Annotated in this window: 13 protein-coding genes and 6 pseudogenes; 2 read left to right on the forward strand and 17 right to left on the reverse strand. The window is 61.3% G+C overall.

Annotation, left to right across the window (positions count from 1 at the left end; genetic code table 11):
* A pseudogene (locus Q7S58_RS03510) lies at positions 1-369 on the forward strand (formate dehydrogenase); the annotation flags it as partial.
* A 961-nt stretch (positions 370-1,330) separates the two neighbouring features.
* Here Q7S58_RS03510 and mepA read toward each other — a convergent pair.
* The 5 genes and pseudogenes from mepA to Q7S58_RS03530 form a co-directional block, all read right to left on the reverse strand.
* A complete protein-coding gene (gene mepA / locus Q7S58_RS03515) occupies positions 1,331-2,458 on the reverse strand; it encodes a penicillin-insensitive murein endopeptidase (protein ID WP_304820864.1) in 1,128 nt (375 codons plus the stop codon).
* Positions 2,459-2,673: 215 nt separating this feature from the next.
* Positions 2,674-5,016, reverse strand: a complete 2,343-nt coding sequence (locus Q7S58_RS03520; RefSeq protein ID WP_304820866.1) for an ATP-binding protein — start codon at positions 5,014-5,016, stop codon at positions 2,674-2,676.
* Positions 5,017-5,751: 735 nt separating this feature from the next.
* Positions 5,752-5,898, reverse strand: a pseudogene (locus Q7S58_RS22020) (AAA family ATPase); the annotation flags it as partial.
* Positions 5,895-7,058, reverse strand: a complete 1,164-nt coding sequence (locus Q7S58_RS03525; RefSeq protein WP_304820868.1) for a DNA repair exonuclease — start codon at positions 7,056-7,058, stop codon at positions 5,895-5,897. The pseudogene Q7S58_RS22020 and the gene Q7S58_RS03525, both read right to left, overlap by 4 nt.
* Positions 7,058-10,021, reverse strand: coding sequence for an SNF2-related protein (locus tag Q7S58_RS03530; protein ID WP_304820870.1), 2,964 nt, complete (start codon positions 10,019-10,021; stop codon positions 7,058-7,060). Before Q7S58_RS03530 ends, Q7S58_RS03525 begins: the two co-directional genes overlap by 1 nt.
* Before the next feature lie 972 nt (positions 10,022-10,993).
* On the opposite strand from Q7S58_RS03530, the gene Q7S58_RS03535 reads away from it, so the two are divergent.
* Positions 10,994-13,672: a DUF499 domain-containing protein gene (locus tag Q7S58_RS03535; protein ID WP_304820872.1), complete on the forward strand. Its 2,679-nt coding sequence runs from the start codon at positions 10,994-10,996 to the stop codon at positions 13,670-13,672.
* On the opposite strand, the gene Q7S58_RS22025 is transcribed toward Q7S58_RS03535, so the two are convergent.
* The 12 genes and pseudogenes from Q7S58_RS22025 to Q7S58_RS22040 form a co-directional block, all read right to left on the reverse strand.
* Positions 13,582-14,619, reverse strand: coding sequence for a carbon monoxide dehydrogenase subunit G (locus tag Q7S58_RS22025; protein ID WP_370655448.1), 1,038 nt, complete (start codon positions 14,617-14,619; stop codon positions 13,582-13,584). The two genes, Q7S58_RS03535 and Q7S58_RS22025, sit on opposite strands and share 91 nt — an antisense overlap.
* Before the next feature lie 44 nt (positions 14,620-14,663).
* Positions 14,664-15,059, reverse strand: coding sequence for a hypothetical protein (locus Q7S58_RS03545; protein ID WP_304820877.1), 396 nt, complete (start codon positions 15,057-15,059; stop codon positions 14,664-14,666).
* A 61-nt stretch (positions 15,060-15,120) separates the two neighbouring features.
* Positions 15,121-15,531 (reverse strand): annotated as a pseudogene (locus tag Q7S58_RS22030) (FAD binding domain-containing protein); the annotation flags it as partial.
* A gap of 4 nt (positions 15,532-15,535) precedes the next feature.
* Positions 15,536-17,601, reverse strand: a pseudogene (locus Q7S58_RS03560) (xanthine dehydrogenase family protein molybdopterin-binding subunit).
* Positions 17,498-17,878 carry a hypothetical protein gene (locus Q7S58_RS03565; RefSeq protein WP_304820883.1) on the reverse strand — a complete coding sequence of 127 codons (381 nt, stop codon included), beginning with the start codon at positions 17,876-17,878 and terminating at the stop codon, positions 17,498-17,500. The pseudogene Q7S58_RS03560 and the gene Q7S58_RS03565 overlap by 104 nt, the downstream one beginning before the upstream one ends.
* Positions 17,879-17,899: 21 nt before the next feature.
* Positions 17,900-18,375 (reverse strand): annotated as a pseudogene (locus tag Q7S58_RS03575) ((2Fe-2S)-binding protein).
* A 174-nt stretch (positions 18,376-18,549) separates the two neighbouring features.
* Positions 18,550-19,565 (reverse strand): annotated as a pseudogene (locus tag Q7S58_RS22035) (zinc-dependent alcohol dehydrogenase).
* A 115-nt stretch (positions 19,566-19,680) separates the two neighbouring features.
* Positions 19,681-19,869, reverse strand: a complete 189-nt coding sequence (locus tag Q7S58_RS03590) for a hypothetical protein (protein ID WP_304820893.1) — start codon at positions 19,867-19,869, stop codon at positions 19,681-19,683.
* 26 nt (positions 19,870-19,895) lie between these two features.
* The gene (locus Q7S58_RS03595) at positions 19,896-20,312 is read right to left on the reverse strand and encodes an SCO family protein (protein ID WP_304820895.1); all 417 of its coding nucleotides are present in this window, start codon (positions 20,310-20,312) and stop codon (positions 19,896-19,898) included.
* 72 nt (positions 20,313-20,384) lie between these two features.
* Positions 20,385-20,576: a hypothetical protein gene (locus Q7S58_RS03600; RefSeq protein WP_304820897.1), complete on the reverse strand. Its 192-nt coding sequence runs from the start codon at positions 20,574-20,576 to the stop codon at positions 20,385-20,387.
* Between the two features lie 92 nt (positions 20,577-20,668).
* Positions 20,669-21,667: a bacterial ammonia monooxygenase, subunit AmoB gene (gene amoB, locus Q7S58_RS03605; protein WP_370655449.1), complete on the reverse strand. Its 999-nt coding sequence runs from the start codon at positions 21,665-21,667 to the stop codon at positions 20,669-20,671.
* Positions 21,612-21,977 carry a methane monooxygenase/ammonia monooxygenase subunit B gene (locus Q7S58_RS22040; protein WP_370655450.1) on the reverse strand — a complete coding sequence of 122 codons (366 nt, stop codon included), beginning with the start codon at positions 21,975-21,977 and terminating at the stop codon, positions 21,612-21,614. Before Q7S58_RS22040 ends, amoB begins: the two co-directional genes overlap by 56 nt.
* Positions 21,978-21,992: the final 15 nt, after the last annotated feature.

Here is a 21,992-nt window from a genome sequence, read left to right on the forward strand (position 1 = left end):
AATTTGACCCAACTCGCCCCCGGCCAATGGAAGATGCGCCAAGTGCACGGCGTGCAACCGTTTCAGAGCGACGACCCCGACTCCGCACGCATCTGGTGGCAAGATGCGGGCGTGCATCAGAATCTTATTTTTCCTGTGCAGCCCGACCCCGTGAGCGGTCAGCACTGCTGGCATCAGAAGGTTTACGTCGAGCGTCCTGGCCCCGATGATCGCTATGGCGATATCTTTGTCGACACCGAACTATCGCACCAAGTTTACCTGCGATGGCTAGCGATGGCGCGGCCGGCGCCTGGGCCCGACAATCTGCGCCGCCCGCTGTGGCTCGCCCGCGTCTATCGGCCAGACACCGCCGCCTTTTATTTGCCCTAAAGGCGACAGGTCGCGCGAAAAGCCGGCGCGGCGCTGGCATACCTCGATTGTGTAGGAGGTAGCCGCACGGCTTATGCTATAAGGAAGCCGGTCACCCCGTCCGTATCAGGCGGCGATCCGATGCACGGTACTTGGGACCAGATTGCTCGAAGGCTTCTGGGCGAAGCTGATACGGTTACGAAATCCGGCCCCTTATCCAGGCTGGCAAGCTGAAGCGATCGTGAGCGGCGCGCCCCAGTGAGAGCGCCGGGAGAGGTTAGAGACTTCCGACGTCTATAATCCCATGTGATGCACTTTTTACTCCGGCGTTGACACGTCCGGGCGACGCAGTGTTAGCGTCTGCGAACTATACGCAGAGGGTTGTGGATCTGCTCCGGCCGCGATCTTGCGCCGTGCTTGAAGAAGAGACGCGACGCGCGATGCCGCGCCTGCTTCAAGAAGCGCTACGGTTCGACTGCGCGGACCAAGACGGACTCGCGCACTCGGAGGGTCAAGGCGGCGAAGTAGTTTCACCGCGCGGAACAATTGTCATTGGGCCGGGCTCCTCGAAGCAGTCCGATCCTGTGTTATCAGGTTGATAAACGCCTCCCGCTGACGGAAGCAAACGATCCTGGGCGTGACTCAGCGAATGCCGACACCTGTTCTTGCGCGCTCCAGCGCCAGGGCGGATCGACACGACGGGTCAGGCCTATCATGGTGAGGTCGGAGGCTGGCGACCTTCCGCGATCGCCTCGCCGCACAGGCGGGAGCCCGACCGGCAGCAGGCACAAGGCGCAGGGGTGCAGAGCAATCCGGTCTCGCCGGGCGGTTCGCGCGCGGGTGCTGCGTTGCAAAGACTTAAACTGGCTGGCCCGCGGCTCGCGTCGAACAGCCCAACGCAAACGGCCGCCGGCAAAAGCGCATTGATCAGCAGTGCCGTGCAGGTGACCCCAGCAAAGGACCGACCGCAGGCCTGACTGCTTCATTGCGCTGCGCCCCGAAGCTGCAGCGCTTGTCCGGTCGGCGCAGCGACGAGCGCGGCACAGGCCGGTGGCAGGTTGCCAAGCCGCAGCGGTTTTCGGGGTGACGGTCGCGGGTGACGCGCCTCTTCGGTGAACCACCAATCGAGCTCCTTGCCGCAACCGTCGCCTGGCGGCGGCGGTGTTTGCCCGCGACATTGACGGCTGCCGCTCGGGCAGGAAAGCCTGACATGGAAATGGTAATTGTGCCCCCACCACGGCCGAATCTTGGCCATCCAGGCCCGCTCCGGCCCGCCCTCGCGGCACAGCGCGCGCTTGATCGCCGCGTTGACAAAAACGCGCTCCACCAAGGGCTCTCGGGCGACCGCCTCCAGCAGAAGACGATGCTGCGGTGTGCAGACCGTCGGGTCGATATCCATCCCCTCCCCCGCGACAACGTCTGTTGCCGAGATGCCGTCCCGCTCGGCCGGGCTGAGCCGCCGATTTGGCATTGGCGTCAGCCAAATATCGACATCGAGCCCGATCTGGTGTGAGCCGTGGCCGGTCAGCATCGGTCCGCCGCGCGGCTGCGCGATATCACCGACCAGAAGCCCGGGCCAGCCGGCCTCACCCGGCAGTTTCTGCGCCAACCGCTCGAGAAAGGCGATCAGGACCGGGTGGCCCCAGGCGCGGTTGCGTGACGGGCGCATGACCTGCCAGTTCGGCCCGTCGGCACGCAGTGCGATGGCGCCGCTTAGACAGCCGCGTTCATAGGACCCGATCGCCTGCGGCGGTCCGGCCGCCGGCGTACTCTCACGTCCGAACAAAACTTGCGCCGCATCCGGCGGCAACTGTGCTATCGCCATAGCGCGGCGCGACGCCTCTTCCGCGCCAGTGTCCTGCGCCGAAGCCTCTCCGCGGCCGAGATGGGCCAAGAGCGTCAACACGCCACACAGGAAGATGCTTTTAATAACTGCGACTCTCATACGAGTTCGTCCAAAGTTCCGCCCAAGGCGGGCAAGATCGGATTCACTCGACGGCCGGTGATCGCCGTACTTCAGCAGAATCACCACGGCATTGCGGCTCTCGAGCCGCTCGCCGAGCGCGAGGCTCGTTTGCCATGGCACGGCATCGTCGCAGATGCCGTGCACCGGCCGCGCTGGAAGCGGAGCACGATAGGTTGATGCATCACGAGGTGGCGTTCGCCGTCTTCCAAAAGCCCGAGTCGGTAGGAATGCCCGTCGGGATCGTATTTTGGCGGCAACGTGATTTCACCGGTCGCCGCAATCCGGCTGAGGCTATTCTATACTGGCCCCGAAGTTTTGCAGGATAGTACAAGCACCTAGCTCTTGCGGCTCCCAGCCACCTACTTTCGGCGCACAGCGCGGCCCAGGTCGACCGCTCGCACAAACCCGTCGTCGGTGTCCCTCTGAAAGCTCTTCCCCTTGGGTACCATCGCGCCCGCGGTCAGGTAGTCGCTTGGTCGGCATGTGAACACAACGATCTGAAAGTTGCGGGCCTTCTCGGCGAGCAGTGCGCGGAACCATTCCATCCGCGTACCGTCACTCTGTACCAGCTGATCGTCGAGCACGATAGTTGTAGATAGGTACTCTGCAAGGGCCAACCGGTACAATGTCGAGAGTTGCTCGCGAGTACCGACTGATATGCGGTCCGTTGGTCTAATCGCACCCGCGACCGCGACCCCTTCCGTCCCGAGTTCCGCGTTGATCTGGACGTTCTGGTAGCGACGCTGTGTCAAATCCTCGAAGCGGCTCGCGATGGCGGGTGCGAGCGTCTGGCCGAGGTTGCTCGCCTGCGCCACATCGGCCTCTTTCATCTGCTCAAGCAGCAACTGCCACGCATCATATTCCGCCTCGATTTCCCGCTCCTGGCGCTCCGCCGACTCGCACGCCTCGCTCGCGTCCCGCAGTCGCTCGCGCGCAACGGCGCCACCCACTTGCTCAAGCGCACCGTGCGTCCGATCGATCTCCCGCTGAATCGCTTCGAGACCCGACTCCGCCGACGTCTTGGCGCCCCGCGCAGCGTCGACTTCGGCCTCGGTCACGATTCGATCCGGGACCGGCATCGCGGCCCGTCTATCCGTTGCGCTTTTCAATCTGGACTCGGCGGCGGCGAGGTCCTGCGCGTCTCGCAGTTTTCGCAATTCTTCGAGGCGGCCGACTTGCAACGAGTGCGCAGTGATCGCGTTCGTTCGCTCCGTAGATGCGGCGTCGAGCTTGGTTTGTGCTCGTTCCGCGCTAGCGCGAGCTTCGCGGATTGCCGCTTCCACCCGAGCATTCTGTGCTGCGATCGTGCTCTCATACGAGGCGAGTTCCGCCGCGACCTTCCGTTGCTCGCCCGCCGCGGCCGCTAGCGCAGCTTGAGCACCACCTAGCGTCGCAGCCACCCCTTCAGGAAAAGCGGTCAAAGCGGCATTCCGCGCGACGACCGCACCGTTCAGCGCTATCGCCGAATTCTTGGCGCGTTCTTCCGCCAGAGTGTGCGCGTTACCGGCCTGAAGCGTAGTCGCGCGAGCCTGCTCAATCTCTTTCGACGCTCGCTGTCGGCGCTCTCGTAACGCTTGCGATGGCTCAGCGCCGAGCGCAGCCAGCTCGGGAAGGAGTGTTTCAAGGGCTACGTGTCCGAGCGCGGCGCGGCACGCCTTTTTGCGGTCGAGCGCCTCGCGCAGCTTTTGCGCCGTATCGATCAGCGAATCGATCTCCGCCTGCAGCGACTGCAACTCCGCGGCCTTCGCCTTGATGCTCGCCTCCAGCGTTTGCGACTCCGTGATCTTCGCGCTCAGGCCGTCGAGGTCCGCAACCTTGGCCGCCGCCAGATGTGGCTCGACCTCGCTTCTCCAACGACCTTCCAGCGCTTCGGCTGTCCGTTGTGCGTCGCGGCGCCCGCCCCGGATGCGCACAGTTGCGACATCGCCGATATCGAGGTCCACCTCGGCATCGGCTTCGACCTCCAACGTTGCACCAGATCGCGTCGGGTTCGCCGCCGTCCCATCGTTTGTCACCCTGACCTCGATCGGGCGGTTCGGTGTGACCGTTACCACGAGACCGACATTGAGCGCGCCGCGGGCTCCGGCGAGATCGTTGGCGAGCTGGCGCATCGGACTCAGCGTATCGGCCGGCGGAACGACGATTGCCTCGCGTCGTTTCTGCAGCGCCTCGCGTTCGCTTGCTCCCGCTTCGAGGCGCGCTTGAAGGTTCGCGCGCCGGTCCACCTCGGCTTGCGCGGAGGTGACGCGATCGTCGGCATCGCGGGCCTCGAGCGCCCGTTGAAGTAGATCTATCCTGCCAACCTGCTCGTCGGCAGAATGTTCTTTAGCGGCCGCGTCGGCCAGCGCTACCTGCGCTTTTTCAGCTGCTGCCTGTTGAGCGCGATTCTCACGATCGGCGGCCGTCGCCGCATCGACGAGCTTCTGCGCGCTCGTCGCGCTATCGATCTTGCTTTGTGCCTCGTTCGACGCCTGGTCTGCCGCGACCTTTCTCAACTCCAGAGTCTGGCGAGCGACCGTGTCGGTCATGGCGGAATCAGATCCAGCAGCTTTCTTTGCGGATTCGAAGGCGGCATCCGCTTGTTCTTTCTGTAACTGCGCGACCTTCAGCGCCTGCTCTGCTGCCTCGAGCTTTCGACCGAGCTCTCCGACGCTTCGCTCCGCCGCATCCGCGTCGGCTATGATCTTCTGGATACGCAGCACCTCTTCGCGCGCTGCGCTTACCAGCCCGTCGGCTTCGTTAAGATCGGCGGCCTGCGCTGCGAGCTTTTCAGCAGTTGCAAGCTGCGCTGTCGCGACCGCCACCGCCTCTTCGCGATCGCCGCGCTTCGACGTGAACTCGCGCAACTGCTTCTCGACACCTTCCGAATCCTCGACCAGTTTCTGGAGATCCTCCCTTTCCACCCTCGCCTGGTTCACGCGCGTCGCGGCGCGCTGGAATACGCTTCCCTTTGCGGTCTTCCTCGCGCCCCTATCGGTGAACGCCTCGTCGCGTCTTGCCTGCGTGGCTCGAAGCATCGCGGTGAAGAGAGGATCCTGTATCGCCGCCTGTAGCGCAGCCGCAATCAGTTCCCGTCCGGTGCCGCTCGGATCGCCTTGCAAGCTTTCGTTAAGGACGGCAGTCACCTCCGATTGCGTCGACAGCAGTGCGGTCGCAAGAAAGCTGGTCGGCAGCCCTCTGCCGCCTCCCGAGCCGCCCGGCTCCGGGATGCCCCATCGCAGGAGGTCACGGAGCCTGCCGTCCACTTTCCGCGCACGCTCGACATCGTCGAAATCCTTGCCGTTTTTCGACTCCTGCAACAACGCGGCGCCGCCTTTTCGGAATTCCTTCCTGACTCGCCAGATTCGCTGCTGCTCCGTCTCGAAAGTGAGTTCGACCACCGGATCGCGACCGCCGGTCCAGGGGACGTAGCCGTCGATGTGGGTCGAGGTGTGAGGAAGGAGCAACGCCAATCGGATTGCCTCTCCAAGCGTGGACTTGCCAAGATCGTTCGGGCCGTACAGCACGTTGAGCCCCGGACCGAACTCGATATCCGCGTTCGTGATCGCCGCAAAGTCGGCAACATGCAGGCGAAGGAGCTTCAAAGCGCGCGACCCGGAGGGCCCTCCTGGCTCTGCAGCAGCTTGTACAAGTGCGCGAGCGCGCGAGTTGCACGCGACCGCTCGGCCTCGTCAATCGAGTCTTCGATTAAGCGGTCGAGCCGCGCGATAGTGTCCCTTAGCACCGGCGGCAGATCGTCCGGGAAGATTCCTCCGGAACCGGCTTGCAACTTCAGGTTGGCTTTGTCCACCAAGAGGACGCCGGCGCGGCCATGGGTGGCGTCGGTGCCTTCAAGGTCACGCAAGATGCGCTCGACCTCGCTCTCCTCGGCAACGGACACCGTCATGTCCAGATGCAGCCTGACCACGTGGCGCTCGAGGTCTGGCGTGGTCATAAATGTGCGCAACTCGTTGAGGTCGCGGCATCGCTGGTCGATCCAGCGCCAGAACGCCACCGGCTCGCGAGAAACGCGAGGCCGCGTCCCATGCCTGAAGAGCGCGACGAGTGCCACGTAGCCGGCATCGGGCTCGTCGAAGGTCGTGGGTTCGGGTGCACCGGGGTAAATGGTCGGGACCGGCGAAGACGCGGTGACGTCGCGAAACGAATGCGTGTCGCCAATCGCGAGATAATCGAGCCCGCGATGCACGCCCGCATCCCGACAAATCGGGAAGTTGGTCTGATAGCCGTCCATGTCGAACGTGCTGCCATGGACGCATCCGATTCGTATTCGTGCGTCACCCGGTTCGCGCGCGGGAAGCGACATCGCGAGGTCGTTCTCGCCTGCCTTGGACCGGCACGGTCTCGCATAGAGGATTGCGCCAGGCGCAAGGTCATAGAAAAACTCGTCATCATCGACGACGTGCACCCACTTAGGAAGTTGCGATCGAAACGGGTGACTCTTCGCCCACACCGACTCGGAGGTAAGCGGATCGTGATTGCCCGGCACCAGGAAGACTGGGGGATGAGTGCCGCCTTGATTGCGAAACGTCACGGCCAGCCCCTCCCAGAAATCCTGGGCTGGAGTAGGGTCGTCGAACAGGTCGCCGGCGCATAGCACCGCGTCGACCGCATTCCGCCGAGCGACATCCAGGATGGTCGCGATCACATCCATCCGCGCGCGCGACAGCTTCTGCTGCGCCTCCTCGGGGAAGGACGGAAACCGCCGCCCGAGATGCCAATCCGCAGTGTGCAGGATCTTCAGCACTACGCCTTCCGATTCATCGGCGCGATCCGGAACGCCACCTGGAACAGCCGGGTTGCGTTTGGGGCTCGGTACCGAAGCTCGTGATATTCGTTTCGCCATTTTCGATAGACCTCGTCCGCCCTGGAATCCAAAGCGTCGATCCGGCGTTCCAGCAGATCGGCCGTTATCGCCAGACGATTGATCTCCTCCTCGACTCGCTCGCGCGCGGTGGCGCCGACCACCGCATCACGCCGAGCCTTCGCGGAATCCAGCTTGTCGAGGATACTCGCCCGCTCGCGCCGGCTGACCAGGACCTTGTCGTCGACGAATCGTTCGAGCTGACCAATCGCCAGCTCGAAATGCTTTTGCTCACGCTTCTCAGTCTCGCGTTGATCGACAAAGATGGCCTCGTCGATCGCGTCGTCCAGCTCCTGCGGGTCAACAGTGACGCTGACTGTCTGACTATCGCTCGCCTTTAACCGCGCGATCCGGGCGGCCACCTCGGGATCGATCGGCATACCATCGACCACGCTACCGAAGATCAGGCGCTGTACCGGCTCGAAGCCGGCGTAATCGACCATTGCGACGGCGAGGACGCCAATCTTTCCGGCCATCGCAGCGAGGTCCGGAGTAGCGTCGCGCGGGAGCATCAACTCGATCGATCCGCCCGGCCAGGCACGGGCATCTGCTATCGCCGCACGAACGAGCGGATGCGCGAGATTCAACGGCTCGGCGTCGATCAAGCCTCTGGCGTCGCCAGTCGCGAACCGACGACCCTCTCCGATCTCTGCAGGTAGTTCGGCGCTCGGCGCGATTTCGAACACTACCCGGCCCGACTTTTCGAAACGCTTATGAGCGATAGCGCCTGAAGCAAGGTAGCCTTCCACTAGGTCGGCGATATCACGGTCCAACTGCACGAGTCCCTCGGGAAGGTCCTCCCGCAAGCGTTTGAAAACCTTCCGCACGTCTTCATCGAACCGCGACTCGATAATCTGCGAGGTGCGTTGATATTCCTTTTCGTAAGCGTCCCTTCGGCCATCGATCTTGTCCCTCAATGCAGCAATCTCGCGCGTCACCTCGTCCAGCGTCCGCGACCGGCTATAAATGTTCCGGAGATCAGACTCGAACTCGAGAGAGAGAGCCGACACGACTATTTCGGGCGCGTCAGTGCGCGGTTCATGCAAAACCACATCGGAGGCATCGAGCACTCTTCCGAACAGGTCGAGTTTCTGACTCAGGATTTCAAAAGTCAGACGATGCGCTTCATTGTCCTTCGCTATGAAATTAACGACGGTCACGTCGCGTTGCTGGCTGTAGCGATGGCATCGCCCGATACGTTGCTCGATCCGCTGCGGGTTCCACGGCAAGTCGTAATTGATGACCGTCTCGCAGAACTGAAGGTTGAGCCCCTTCGCACCAGCCTCCGTGCACACCAGCACCTTCGACCGCGTGCGGAACTCGTGAACGAGTGCCAGCCGCACCGCGACTTCGCGTGTCGGTCGAGAACCCGGCGCAAGTTTGCTCCCCTCTTCCTCCAACCAGCGGGCGTGCGCTTGCTGCGCGCGTGCACCATCATTCGTGCCGCGGAATAGGGTGATTTCCTCGTCAGCCAGGCCAATACCGAGGAGTAGCTTCCGCAGGTACTCCTGGGTGGTGATGGACTCGGTGAACACCACCGCCTTGCCACTGCCGCGACCATCACGACCGAGATCGAGCACGACCCGGATAGCGTCCTGGAACGAGCGCGCTTTGGCATCGTGCGGAAGGGATTGTGCTCGAGCGACAAAGTCATCCACCAGAGCTAACTCGGCGGCGACCGCTTCATGATTGACCGGGACCGGCGCCTCCTCGGTGGATTCTTCCACCTCCTGATCCTCTTCCAGGTCGTCGAGCACCTCGGTCGCTTCGCCGATAACCGGTTGACCGGCGCCGAGGCGCCGGAGTCTCGCAGCTACGTTCTCGAGGCTCGCAGCAAGGGCTGGAATCGAGGACGCCATGCGGCGATGAAATCCAATCAGCAGCAAGCGCCGTTGTCGTCCGGCGAAAGCATACAATGTCGGCTGGAGGAGGTACTCGGTCACGTCGTCGTAGAGCGAACGTTCGTCGTCGCTCATCGCGTACTCGTAAAGACGGCATCGGCGTTGCGTAAACGGCCGATCGAGAAACTCCTGCGCCTGGCGGCGCAACGTCCGCTGGAGCACCATCGCCAATCGCCGTTGCAGCTCGTGCTCCTGGCCGGGGATCAGCGTTCGGTCGTCCTCACTGCAGAACACCTGGCGAAACGTCGTGATGTCCCCGAGCAAAGTGCCCGTCGGTTCCACGTACTGCACGAGGCCCCATAACTCAGCCAGCGAGTTCTGCATCGGAGTCGCGGTCAGCAGCAGCACCGGCGCCGTGCGCAGGAAGCCGCGCACCCGATGCGCCATCAGCGCCTCGATTGAGGTTTCGTCGTAGAGTCCGTCGCGTCCGTAGCGCTTGTGCAGGCCCGCAAAGATCTCGTGGGCCTCGTCGATAATCACCAGATCAAACGGTAAGACGGCGCCAAGCAGCCCGGCACCACGTTCACTCCCTGCGAACTCGCGCCCGACCAGGTAAACTCCGGGTCCGGAAAAGTCGGCCCGGTCCTCGCGAGCTTGAATGCCGAATAGATTGAGGAGTTCGTCCTGCCACTGCCCGATCAGTGACTTGGGAACAATTAGTAAGACGCGCTTTGCACCTTCGGCTAGGCTTTGCGCGAGCACCAGCCCCGCCTCGATCGTCTTTCCCAGTCCTACCTCGTCAGCAAGGATGCAACCGCCCTCGCGCAGGCGCCGAAGCGCGAAAATCACTGCGTCGATCTGATGCGGATTCGGGTCGATTCGCGCCTGCCGCTGCGACGACGCGTAGCGTTCCCGGTCATCCGGGCGGCGGACACGGACGAGATCCTCGGCCAGAATGCGCCGATTGAAAGCATGGAGGGTCCCGCTATTTCGTCCCGCCGGCACGGTCTTATTCCGCGAACGCATACGCTGCTAGATCACGGGGGCAGCTATGCTCCGCCAGCCGTTGGAATAGTCGATCCTTGAATTCCATAATCGCTGAAACGTCTGCGCCGCAGAGCGCACCAATTCGGGGAGATCACGAACCTTGCGCAGATTCGGCGCGTTGATCGAATCATCGGTAAGCACGGCGCGGACCCCTCTCCAGCTTTCATTTATTCGCGATCGCGCGCCGTGTTCACGCTCGTGTTCTGTCGATCTTGCGTCGCAGTTTGTTCTCGACGTGCTGCGAATATTTAGCCAATTCCTCCCCTGTGAGGCAAGCAATAGGCTATCATATGGAGCATCATAACAGATAAAAAGGGGCGGCGACCTCAATAAGTCGCAATCTATGAATTGGCTAATAGGTCCCGCACCCCTCCTCTTCTTGGGCGCACCGCGGTTTGTTTGGATTGCTGCCATCGTATTGTTGATGGGAACCGCGGAAGATGCGATTCGGCTGTAACTCGTAGTATCGCGAGAGTATCGTCTGCATGAAGCTTTGATAAAGCGTTTTAATGACTTGCACGATGAGGGCATGATCTGGTCAACAAGCAGGGCACCCGACTTCGACGCCATGAGATTGCCTCTGTCGGGTCTAAGCGCGATGTTCGACCCTGATGTTCGTGGATCGTGCCAGGGGCGAATAATGGTTGCGCCAAACTGTAACAGTGCCAAAGTTTCGTCCGCATTTTTGATCAACACGAAGTCGGGTCGTCACCCCCGCGGCCCCTTTGTGACCAAAGAGCCCATCATGTTCGCGCGCGGCAGCGATAATTTATTCGCGGAAATTGGGTTGCCATTTGTCGTTTCATGGCGTTTCGTGATGTGTTGAGCAGCCGACAAACAAAAGACCGGGCATGCAAAGGGCCGCAACACCAAGTCGTTATAGAGAGATAAACGTCGCCGTCGAGGCGAAAGAGGAAAGCGGCGCCTAGTATGCTCGAATTAACTTTACGGGATGAGTTCAAGGGGGAACGCCTCAAAGGGACAACTATCGACTTCTCAGCCGATAAGCCGACAAGCGCCCTCCAAAGGTCGACGGCCGAGTTCCTGAGCATCACCTATCCGTCCGTTGACCTCCTGCGCGTGTTCGAGGCGACGCAGCCGGACAAATCGCACCCCGTTGTGCTGTTGGGCGCGCGCGGTCAGGGCAAATCGCACTTGATGGCTGCGCTCTGGCACGCAATCAAAGACCCGGCTGAGGCGACCAAGTGGCTGGCGAATTGGGCCGCGAAGTTGAACCGTCCGGAATTGAAGACCCTCAAGTTCCGCACCGATTTTTGCGTCATTGCTGAAAGCCTCCACCAGCAACGATTTAAGTTCTTGTGGGAGATCCTGTTTGACCGGCATCCGCAAGGCCAACTCGTCAAAGGAAAATGGCTTGGCAAAGGCGATGCCAGGACCAACGTGCCCAGCATCGACCTGCTCCTTGAGATGTTTAAGGCGCAGCCAACCGTACTACTGCTCGACGAGTTCCAGACGTGGTTTGATGGATTGAGCGATAGTCCAAAGGCGAAAACCCAAACTTGGGCGTTTAACTTCATCCAACTGCTCTCCGAAATCGCGAATGACCATCCCGAACTGCTCGTATTCGTCGCCTCCATCCGCGACAATCAGTCGCAGGCATATCAGCAAATTCACCGCATCAATCCGGTGCTCGTCGATTTTCAAGGCACTCACGCCAAGCAAGATCGTCAGCGCCTTCTACTTTACCGGATTTTCGAGAATCGGCTGAACGTCCCTGGCGGGCAAATCAAGGCTCTCATCGAGCCGCATCTCTGGGAATACGTTCGTCTCGCGGAAATTCCTCCGTCGCAGCACGAAGCGAAGCGAAGCGAATTCGCGGAGGCGTGGCCCTACTCGCCCGTGCTGATGCGCTTGCTTGAAGACCAAGTGCTCGTCGCCACCGAAGCGCAAGAAACTCGCGATCTCATCCGCATCCTGGTTGACTTGTTCAAAACCCGTGGCGAAAAGTCACCGGTCATCACCGCAGCAGACTTTGACATCAGCAGCGACAAAGGTAGCGTGACTTCGCTTTTGAGTTCTGTGGCCAATCAACTCCACAGGACACTGCTTGAAAAAGCGCGGCGCAACCTTGAGGCGGTCCGCATTGCGGTCCAAGACCCTGACAAGAATATTCCACACTCCTCGGACATTATCAGTGCGCTTTGGCTCCGTTCCTTAAGCGTTGATAGAATCAACGGCGCCGCACCTGCCGAATTGCAGTCCGACATCACTCGCAATGAGGCCATCGACGACAACACGTTCGCTGCCGAGATGGCGCTCATCCGCGAGAACAGCTTCAACATCCACCCGGTTGGCAACCGTCTCGTGTTCAGGGAAGAGGAGAATGCCGAAGGCAAGCTGCTGGCTCACGCGAAGAATGACAAGCTGTTCGAGAGCAATCAGGACATCGAGCAGCTCGCGGCGGAAGTCCGCTACGTGATCGGCGGCAGCGAGGAAGTCTCCCGCAAGTTCCGCGTGGTGGTGCTCAGAAAGAATTGGCAAAGTGACCCGTGGACGGAACTCCCGGAGAACGAGCGACCTGATCGATGGGATGGTCGTCTGACTCTCATCGCACTGCCGGAGAATCTTGACAATGTCGAGGCGATCCTCGGCGCGTGGCTAAAGCGACATCTTCCCCAACGCCGCAACACGCTCCGGTTCCTCCTGCCGAAGAAAGCGTCCGCAAACATCTATTTCGACCGCGACCTGATTGTGTATGCGCGAGGCATCTATCTGGCGAACCAATGGAAGGACACTGACTCAGCGTTTCGCCCGCTGTACACGACCTACCAGAATTCTCATCTTCGCCCACGGCTCAAAGACTTGTTCGACACTTTTGCTATCCTCGATGTCTGGAACTTCGTGCAGCCAGAGCAGTGCCGTTTCCTTATAGAGAAGCACAACGCCATCGGCGACAAGATTCCAAAGGCCATAGACGAGAAGATTGTGAACGAACTGTTCATCGCGGAAGACTTCGAAGCCGCGGCGCTGGCGCACGCCACCGCCAGTTCGTCGCTCGCTAAGTTCATGGGTGATCTTCAAGAGCCAAGCATCGACGGCAAGCACTGCATTCCTTGGCTCGGTGAAGTGGCGACGAAAGAAAAGGTTCTCCATCTTTGCGCCGATGGAAAGCTCTCGATCAACTTGCGTGGTCTGGAACTCCTTCAAGCACAGCCCGGCGAACCGGAAGACGCTGCGTGGATACGCATCAAGGGCAAGCTCGGTTCGGGCAAGGAGCTTGAGCAAACCATCCTACAAGTACCCGGTGCTTATCCCCAGAGTGGAGGTACGATGCCGTTTCAATTGACTCCGACAACTCAACAGCCACCGACAACGGCATCGGTGCCCGGAGTTGTTCCGCCGTCCAAAATATTCGGCGACGATTCGTTGGCTTCTACTACGCCGATACTCAAACCGTTCGGTACTCCACCAAAGACTCCGATGAACCTGCTTGGCGAAGTTGAGAAATGGGGTATCAGTCCAGCGACCAGCGTGACCAACGTGAACATTAACGTCTCTCAAATGACCGGCGCGCAACTGACCGATTTGCTCAAGAAGCTCCCGGATGGCGGAATGTTTTCGCTGACCCTGGAGAAGCAAACGCAATGACGGCTGACCGCGATCCGACGCTCGATTCCATTCTTACCGCCACATCCAAGGAGGCCTGGCAGGTGATATTTGACAGGCTTTGGGAAATCTTCTCGGCCCCCCTTACCTCGCAGCATGCCGAACAGGAAGTCGCCGACCGCGAGAGTAAGGTCAGCGAAATTGAACTGCTGCTTTCCAGTTCCGCATGGGAACTCTGGCGCGAATTTGAAAGCTCCGTGCCGCGCACCGCGCAATCCGTCATCGACTTCTGGAACAGCGCCACCAGCGGCAAGGCCGTTTTGATCCTTGACGGGTTGTCGCTGCGTGAGTCGCCGTGGCTGCTGCAAGAAGCCGAGCGACGCGGCTACCACATTCAGCAGGCCGGCGCGCGCGGCTCGGAAATTCCGAGCGAGACCAGACCCTTCGCCAGGGCGCTGGGGTTCGGACAACGGTCGTCGATCGAAAATAACGGCGCGGGGATGGCGCACCTTCTTCCGGGCGCACGCACGGAAAGTTTGAATGTCGCGTGGGACTACTGCCACGACTGGATCGCATCCGCGCCAGCCATCGTGCTTTGGCATCATTGGCCCGCAGGTCAAGCGCTGACCAACCTGCATCAGCGGGCCGCCGATTTGTACATCGCCGGCGTATTTCACAATCGTGGTGCGAGGATCTTTTGCCTCGAGGTCGAGCGTTCCCGAGCCGCGAATGAAACCCTGCTTGCCCTTGCCGTCCAGGAGCATCTTGTAGTGCTCGGGGGGGCGTTTTTCTTCGAGCTTGAGATTCCCCGCGTAGGTTCCCTTGACGGCCGCGATTCCGACGTTGATGGCGCCGGCGAATTGATCGGGGCCAAGGATCTCGAGCTTTTCGCATCCGGGGATAAGCCGCGACAGCCGCTCGGGATCGTTGAGAAGTTCCCACACCCGTTGGCGCGGGGCGGGAAGAGTGGTTTCACCAGCCAGCTTCATCGCAGATTCATGTAGTCCCGGTGCGAGCGATCAATCGCGACGAGTCAGGCTTTCGCGCGGGCGACCGCCAGCTCGAGTGCGCGGCGAGTATAAACCCGCGCGAGTTCGGCGCGGAAATCCGCCGCCGCGTGAATGTCGGCGAGCGCATCGACACCGTCGGCCGCGTGCGATGCGGCCGTTGCGATCGCGGCCGCAGGTTTGCCTGCGAGCGCCGTTTCGACTGCCGTGGCGCGAAACGCCTTCGAGGCCAGGCCGGTGATACCGACCCGCACTCGGGCGCAATTTCCCTGGGCGTCGAGCGCGACTACTGCGGCGACGCCGACCAGCGCGAATCCGGAAGCAGGTTGGCGATGCTTCAAATAAGCTGCGCCGGCGCCGGCTGGAAGCGGCGCGACCGAAACGCCGGTCAGAATCTCGCCGTGCTGAACGGCCGTGGTCATGAGTGAGATCGACAAAGAAGTCCTCTGCCTTAATCGTGCGCGTGCCGCGGGCACCTTCCACGCGGATTTCCGCCTCGAGCGCCAGGATTGCCGCCGGATAGTCCGCGGCAGGATCCGAATGGGCCAGGCTGCCGCCAATGGTGCCCCGGTTGCGGACTTGCACGTCTCCGATCAGCGCGGCGCACTCCGATAGCATCGCGAGCTTGCCCTTGACGAGCCCCGAGGATTCGACCTGGTGATGCGTGGCCAGGCCGCCGATCACAATCCTGCCGCCTTCCTCCTTAATCTCGGCCAGGCCGGTGACGGCGCCGATATCGATGAGATACGCCGGCTGCGCCAGCCGCAGTTTCATCATCGGGATAAGACTGTGACCGCCGGCGAGCAACTTGGCATCGTCGCCGAACTGCGAGAGCATCGCGAGCGCATCCTTGACGGAGGAGGCGCGGTGATATTCGAATGAGGCAGGAAACATCGGGTTACACCTTTCCTCCGGACTGCTTGGCGTCCCGGATCGCGCGCCACACTCGCTCCGGCTTCAGCGGCATGTCGAGCGAGCGGATGCCCAGGGGCTTGAGCGCGTCGAGCACCGCCTTGACGACGCACGGGGTCGAGCCAATCGTGCCGGCCTCACCCACCCCTTTGACGCCCAGGATATTGACCGGTGACGGCGTGACCGTGGGCTCGAGCTCATAGTGCGGCAGCATGTTGGCCTTGGGCACCGCGTAGTCCATCAGCGATGCGGTGATGAGCTGACCGTTCTCGTCGTACACGACTTCTTCGTAGAGCGCTTGCGCGATTCCCTGGGCGATTCCGCCGTGGATCTGGCCCTCGACCAGCAGCGGACTGATTATCTTGCCGCAATCGTCAACTGCGACGTAGCGCAGGAACTGGACGACGCCGGTTTCCGGATCAACCTCGACTACGGCGACATGCGTGCCGAACGGGAACGTGCAGGCCGACGGTTCGTAAAAACTGGTCGCATCGAGGCCCGGTTCGACGCCGGGGATCGGCTGCTTGTAACCGTAGGCGGCATCCACCACCTGTTGCAGCGGAATCGACTTCGATGCGTCGCCCACCATCGCGATCGTCCGGTTGACGAAGGTGAGCTGGTCGGGTCCTCCATCATCGTGGAAGCGATCTTCTTGATCTTGTCCTGCAGCTTGGCCACCGTCATCATCAGCGCCGGACCGCCTACGGTGGTGCCGCGGCTGCCGAAGGTCCCGATGCCGTACTGCACCATCGCGGTATCGCCGTGGACAACATTGATGTCGTCGATGTCGATGCCCAAGGCGTCGGCCACGAGTTGCGCGAAGGTCGTTTCCTGACCCTGGCCGTGCGGGGAAATGCCGGTGAGCACGGTCACCTTGCTGTCTGGCTCGATCCGGACCGTCGCGCTTTCCCATCCGCCGCCTTTGAGCCTGGGTGGCAGCAGCGAGGAGGGGCCGAGCCCGCAAATCTCGACGTAGGAAGCCATCCCGACGCCAATGTAGCGGCCCTGCTTGAGCGCCTCGGCCTGCTCGGCGCGCACCCGCTTGTAGTCAACAATCTCGAGCGCCTTGCTGAGGGTGAGTTCGTAGTCGCCCGAATCGTAAACGAGTCCGCCGGCGGTCGGGGCCGGGAACGCTTCCTTGGGTATGAAGTTCTTGCGCCGCACCGCGGCCGGATCGAGGCCGAACTCGCCCGCGACCATGTCCATCGTGCGCTCGGCGATATAGGCGGCCTCGGGGCGTCCCGCGCCGCGATACGCGTCGGTCGCCATCTTGTTGGTGAAGACCATCTGTTGCTCGAACGCGAGCGCTGGAATCTTGTAGCAGCCCGTCATCATCAGGCCCGAGAAGCCGGGGATTATCGGCGTTAGCAGGTGCAGGTAAGCGCCCATGTCGCAAATGAACCTGGCCTTGAGCGCGAGCACGGTGCCGTCCTTCTGCGCGGCGACCTCGAGATACGTGATCTGATCGCGCCCGTGCGTGGTGCCAGAGAGGTTCTCGCGGCGGCGCTCGATCCACTTAACTGGCTTGTTAAGCGCCATCGCGAGGTAGGCGACCAACGCTTCTTCACTGTAAACATTGAGTTTGCATCCGAAGCCGCCGCCGACTTCAGGTGCGATCACGCGAATCTTGTTCTCACCCACCTTGAGCATCTCGGCGAGTTGCGAGCGCAGCAGATGGGGGATTTGCGTTGACGACCAGACCGTCAATTGCTTGTAGCCGGCTTCCCACCTGGCGACGACGCCACGCGGCTCCATCGGCACCGGCGCGAGCCGCTGATTCACGATGCGGAATTTGATCACCTTGTCGGCCTTGCGCATCGCCTCGTCCACCGCAGGGTTCGGGACCTGCGCCAAGGTGACCGAATTGGTGCCGAGTTCGTCATGGATGATCGGGGTGCCGGGCTCGAGCGCCTTTTCGGGATCGACGATGGCGTCCAGCGGCTCGTAATCAACGTCGATGAGATCGATTGCGTCCTGCGCGATGTATGAATCCGCCGCGATCACGACCGCGACGCCCTCGCCTACGTAGCGTACCTTGCCCTGGGCCAGCACCAAACGGAATGCGCTCGATCACTGCGACGCACGGCAGCGAGCCGATCTTGTCTTTGAAGTCATCTCCGGACATCACCGCGACGACGCCCTTGAGAGCGCGCGCCTTGGCGAGGTCGGTCGAATTGATTTTCGCATGCGCATACGGGCTGCGCAGGATCATCGCGGTAAGCATCCCGGGGAGCCGCAGGTCATCGACGTAGATGCCTTGTCCAGAAACCAGGCGCGGATCTTCACGCCGCTTGATTCGCTCGCCCACGAATTTCGGAATGACGGCCATCGCTCTCTCCTTGGAAATCGTTCAAGCGCGCTCGCTGGAACGCATCTTTTCAGCGGCGTACTGGATCGCCTTGATGATGTGCTGGTAGCCGGTGCATCGACACAGGTTGCCCTCGAGCGCCTCGCGGATTTGCGCCTCAGTCGGGTTCGGGTTTCGGCTCAAGAGATCCGTCGCCGTCATGATCATGCCGGGTGTGAATAGCCGCATTGAAGGCCGTGCTCCTCCCAGAAGCCTTCCTGAATAGGATTCATCTTGCCGTTTTTGGCGAGGCCCTCGACAGTCGTGATTTGGCTGCCTTCAGCCTGCACGGCGAGTGTGGTGCACGACTTGACCGCTTGCCCATTGATCAGCACCGTGCATGCGCCGCACAGCGAGGTCTCGCATCCGACATGGGTGCCGGTCAGTTGCGCGACATCGCGGAGGTAGTGCACGAGCAGCATGCGCGGGTCGATGTCGTCATCGTGGCGCTCGCCGTTGATCGTGACAGTTAGCTGCATAGTTATGTCGCTCCTGAGGATAATGTTGGCCCGTTCCGGGTAAACATTCGCTGCCCAGCCTCGCCGTCGGTAAGAGTTCTCCTCTGACCTGTTCGGCGAACGGTCGAGATCTAACCGAACGCGGCTCGGCCCGTAGCGCGGGCGGGCCGCATCCGGAAAGCTTGATCGTAACTATCAGGTCAAGCCGAATACCAGCCGAGCCCGGACGCGACCTTCCTCGACTTCCGCGAACGATTCGTTGACCTGCTCGAGTTTGCGCTTCTCATAGATAACCTTGGTCATTCCGGCGGCCTGCAACTCGAACGTCTCCGCGAGGTCAACCCGCGTGCCGACGACCGAGCCGGCAATCGAGATCGCGTTGAGCACCGTCTCGAAGATTGGAATCTGGACCGAGTTCTCAGCCGGCAGTCCGACGAACACCAATCTGCCGCCGCGGCGCAGTTCCCTTGTATGCGCTGTCATATGTCGAGGGCGAAACCGCGACCACAATTGCGGAATCGGCGCCGCCGAGCTTCTTGAGCGCCTCCGCGGCATCCTCCTTGCGCGCATTGATCGTGTAACGCGCGCCGAGTTCCTTGGCGAGTTCGAGCTTGTCGTCGAGAACATCCACCGCGACGACCGTCGCCCCGGCAATCCGCGCATACTGAAGCGCCAGATGTCCCAGTCCGCTGATACCGAAAATGGCAACCAGGTCGGACGATCGCGCGCCGGCCACCTTGACGGCCTTGTAGGTCGTAACGCCAGCGCAGGTGAGCGGCGCCGCCGCAAAAGGATCGACCCCCCGCGGGCACTTTGCAGACGTACTTTCCATAAGCCAGCGCGTACTCGGCGTAGCTGCCATCGATGAAATAGCCGGTGTCTAGCTGCTGCTCGCACAGCGTCTCCCGACCTGATCCGCAGTACTCGCAGGCGCCGCACGCGTATCCCAGCCACGGAATCGCTACGCGATCACCCTCCTTGACCTCCGAGACGCCGGCGCCGAGGCGCTCGACGATTCCGACGCCTTCATGCCCCGGCACCAGCGGCAGCTTCGGCTTGACCGGCCAGTCGCCGTGGGCCGCGTGGATGTCCGTATGGCAAAGCCCTGACGCCTCGATTTTTACCACCACCTGGCCGGGGCCAGGTTCCGGTTTTGGGAGATTCTAGATAGTCAGTGGCGCGCCGAATGTTCTAATAACCGCTGCTTTCATGCTAGGTCACCCATTTTCGCTAGGATTCGTCTCATGAGAATCAAATCACGCAATTGCAAATTAGAAATTCTAAACAATCAATCGAACCAGGATCGATATTATGAGAGCGAGGCCGTTATGAGGCCCCTTGTTTCAGCACGTTGCGCGTATCCTGCGCAACGTCGGTAGTAATTAAGTCCGCGCCTTTGTACTTCTTCACGATTTTGCCGTCGGGCGCGACCAGGAAAACATAATCGAGCGCGTCCATGATTTTGGCCGGCTCCTCCTCTCTGCCCACCACCGGCAAGCCAAAGCGCCCGAGCATCCAATCGATATTGTCGGGAGAGCCGGTCAGCAGGTCCAGCGCGAGGTGTCGAGGTGCATATCTCTGGCATAGCGAGCCAGCCGCTTCGGTCCATCGAAGACCGGGTTGTAGGTTACCAGTACGAATTGAACGTTCTGCCCCTGCGCCGCTCCGAGTTCGTCTGCGACCCGATGCAGATTGTTGGTGGTAAGTTGGCACATGCCGGTGCAGGCGGTGTCGATGAAGGCGATGAGCAGGGGCTTGCCAGTCAAGGATCTGGCTTCGACCGGCTTGGCATCCTGGTTGAAGAGCACCAGCTTTGGCGAAACCCCCTGCAGCCCTGGTCCCAAGGATGGCGCGGAGTTGGTCGCGCGCCCGCCGCAGGCTGCGAATGAGACCGCAGCGGCGATCGCCAGTGCATACATCGCGTGGCGCCTGATCGAGACCGCGAACCGCGACTTCATTTGTCGAACACCTCTGACCCGCAAGACTTCATGAGCGGGCGACCCGCCACTCGGAACATTGGCTGCACGACCTCAGGCGCTGCCGACAGCGCGAATACGGCTGCGCATCTCGGTCTTGTGCAGCGCGGCCAGATGTTCCCGTCTGAGCGCACGCTTGGCGCAGGGATCGAAGCTGAGGCCCGGGCCGCCCCCGTGTGCCCACGCCGATCCCGCATAGGTCGGGCTAAGCAGCAAACCAACGACCAAACTAACTCTACGGCTCACCGTCTTATCACTCTGAACCAGCTCACTGAACGCTGCCTGGACCCGGATGCGCGCACAGCTTCGTCGGAGTCGCCGACACCGGCTTGTTGAGATTAGATCCCCGTCTTCGCTGGAGCACCCTGCCGCGCGAAAGTAGGAATTATTTCGCTGTCGAACTCCACCAGCGAACGGTTGTTATCCGAGTCAAAGAACATGAACAGTCCACCTAGTCGGCTGGTTGGGTCCGCGATCAGCAATGCCAGCCGATCTGTCTCCCACACCTCGCTGCTGGCCAGGATGTGTAGCGCTTTCGTCTCGCCGGGCTGAATCGGCTCGTTGGGCTCGACCACGAGGCCGGCTGGCGCAATCAGCTCAGGCGGATAATCAGATTCTGGTTGGCGGACGGATGAGTTCAGGAACCTCACCGCCGCGGTAGTAAACTCACCAATCCGCACCGGCTTGGTACCGTTGTTAGTGACCTTTACCCAGAACTCCACCATGCGTCCGGGAATGTAGTATATGACGCGATCCGCAGTCACGGTGATGGTATCGGGCTGCTTGGGCAGGGGAGGAATCCGCAACCAGGTGGACTGCAACGGGATAGTCACTGGATACCACGCGTTGGTAACCAGGGCGCCCAGGACGACGATCACAATAGTCGCACCGAGAAAGGCGATGCCTACGATCTTGTCGGTCGTAATAAGGCTGTCACCCTCGCCGTGTTCCAAGGCTTCGTATCTAGGCATCAGCAGAGGTTTGGCGATCCAGTACATGAGCCATCCAACTGCCATCAATGCCCACAGCACATGCCAACTGACTACCGCACCCATCCCGTAGTGCGCCAAATCCAGCTTTACACCGGTCAGCGTCGTGATCGGATCGGTGAAGGCGGCCCTGTCGCCGTCGACCGTGACCCAATCGCCGGGGCCCAGGAGCGGGCCCGCATCGCGCACGCTGAGCATGGGATGTATGTGATAGCGCCCTGGGATTCTGCCGCGCAGGACGATCGTATATTCGTAGTCTCTGCCAAGCTCGAGCGGCGTCGAAGCGGCGCCATTAACGCCGTTTAGCGTGCTGGCCATACGGACCATCACCGGCCCTGGGCACGTCAACGTTGAGATACGCCAGTTCGGGCGCGGCGATCGCGAATGACCAAAACTTAACGATGTGAAAACGCCCGGATATAGTCATCTGCTCGTTTACATTGACGCGAGTCGACGACCAGTGCGTATCATACCACTGTACGGTGGCCATCCTTAGAAACGGGGGTTCGGCGCGCTCGCCGTGCGCCGCCGCCGTTCCTGGCGCCAGCGCGGCCGCGATGCTCACAGCAATTACTAGTGACAGCGCTGAGGCTCTGACCGACACCGTCTTCGAAATGAACCTTTTCGATTGCATTAGTTTACCCCATTCCGGCGCCATTGACGGGGCCCGTCG

The sequence above is a fragment of the Candidatus Binatus sp. genome (assembly GCF_030646925.1).
Taxonomy (GTDB): Bacteria; Desulfobacterota; Binatia; order Binatales; family Binataceae; genus Binatus.

What these genes read in the sequence shown, in the direction of transcription:
- Q7S58_RS03545 (WP_304820877.1), bottom strand. Translation starts at nt 15,059, where the DNA reads ATGACCACGGCCGTTCAGCACGGCGAGATTCTGACCGGCGTTTCGGTC.
- Q7S58_RS03590 (WP_304820893.1), bottom strand. Translation starts at nt 19,869, where the DNA reads ATGCTCGGGCGCTTTGGCTTGCCGGTGGTGGGCAGAGAGGAGGAGCCG.
- Q7S58_RS03595 (WP_304820895.1), bottom strand. Translation starts at nt 20,312, where the DNA reads ATGAAGTCGCGGTTCGCGGTCTCGATCAGGCGCCACGCGATGTATGCA.
- Q7S58_RS03535 (WP_304820872.1), top strand. Translation starts at nt 10,994, where the DNA reads ATGCTCGAATTAACTTTACGGGATGAGTTCAAGGGGGAACGCCTCAAA.
- Q7S58_RS22025 (WP_370655448.1), bottom strand. Translation starts at nt 14,619, where the DNA reads ATGAAGCTGGCTGGTGAAACCACTCTTCCCGCCCCGCGCCAACGGGTG.
- Q7S58_RS03565 (WP_304820883.1), bottom strand. Translation starts at nt 17,878, where the DNA reads ATGGCCGTCATTCCGAAATTCGTGGGCGAGCGAATCAAGCGGCGTGAA.
- Q7S58_RS22040 (WP_370655450.1), bottom strand. Translation starts at nt 21,977, where the DNA reads ATGGCGCCGGAATGGGGTAAACTAATGCAATCGAAAAGGTTCATTTCG.